Source organism: Streptomyces chilikensis (genome assembly GCF_001642695.1).
Classification (GTDB): Bacteria; Actinomycetota; Actinomycetes; order Streptomycetales; family Streptomycetaceae; genus Streptomyces; species Streptomyces chilikensis.
The window spans coordinates 1-1,174 of record NZ_LWCC02000058.1 but is presented as its reverse complement, the minus strand read 5'-3'; the positions used below and the strand labels follow the sequence as shown (position 1 = coordinate 1,174).

The following is a 1,174-nucleotide window of genomic DNA, read 5'->3' as shown; positions in this document are numbered from 1 at the left end:
CCGCGGTCGTCGTCACGGCGCGGGCCACGGTCGTCGCGACGGAAGCCGCCGCGCTCGCCGCCACGGTCGTCACGGCGGAACCCACCGCGGTCGTCCTCACGGCGGAAACCGCCGCGGTCACCACCGCGGTCGTCACGACGGAACCCGCCACGGTCGTCGGAACGACGCTCGTCCCGGCCACCCCGGTACCCGCCGCGGTCGAACTCCCGGCGCTCACCGCCACGGTCGTCACGACGGAACCCGCCGCGGTCGTCGTCACGGCGCGGGCCACGATCGTCGCGACGGTCGAAGCCACCACGCTCACCACCGCGGTCGTCACGACGCGGACCACCGCGGTCGTCGTCCCGACGGCCGCCGTAGCCACGGTCGTCACGGCGGAAGCCGGGCCGGTCGCCACCCTCACGGCGGAAACCACCACGGTCGCCGCCACGGTCGTCGCGACGGAACCCACCGCGGTCACCACCGCGGTCGTCACGGCGGTCATCGCGGCGGTCGAAACCGCCACGGTCGTCACGACGCGGGCCGCGGTCGTCACGACGATCGAAGCCGCCGCGCTCACCACCGCGGTCGTCGCGCCGGAAGCCACCCCGGTCACCGCGGTCGCCGCCGCGGTCGTCACGCCGGCCGTAGCCGCCACGGTCACCGCCGCCCTGGCGTGAACCGTGGTCGTCCCTGCGGTAGCCGCCACGGTCTCCGCGGTCGCCACCGTCCCGGCGGCGTGGCTCGCGCTCCGGGCGCTCGTCGGGAGAGTTGGGGGACATCGGTGACTCCTAGTCTTCGATACCGCTGATCGTCGTCGCGCAGTCGGGTTCCCGAGCTGCGGCAGAATAAAAAGGGAAAAACAAAAAGGACCCTTGGTCCCAGCTGAACGCTGGGACCAAGGGTCCTCCAAAAAATTGTTCGGCGGCGTCCTACTCTCCCACAGGGTCCCCCCTGCAGTACCATCGGCGCTGTGAGGCTTAGCTTCCGGGTTCGGAATGTAACCGGGCGTTTCCCTCACGCTATGACCACCGAAACCCTATTGGTTTCGAGCGAACAAGCACACTTTTCAGTTGAGAGTTCAGCTCTAAGCCGGCAACTGTTCGTTGCCTCAGAACTAACACAGTGGACGCGAGCAACTGAGGACAAGCCCTCGGCCTATTAGTACCAGTCACCTCCACCCGTTGCCGGGCTT

Annotated in this window: 1 protein-coding gene and 1 rRNA gene; one reads left to right on the top strand and one right to left on the bottom strand. The window is 69.0% G+C overall.

The window, feature by feature from the left end; all coding sequences use genetic code 11:
* Positions 1-659 (top strand): hypothetical protein (locus A2U95_RS22175; RefSeq protein WP_206283012.1); only part of this gene is annotated, 659 nt, incomplete at its 5' end.
* 239 nt (positions 660-898) lie between these two features.
* Here A2U95_RS22175 and rrf read toward each other — a convergent pair.
* Positions 899-1,015 (bottom strand): 5S ribosomal RNA (rrf, locus tag A2U95_RS22170).
* Positions 1,016-1,174: the final 159 nt, after the last annotated feature.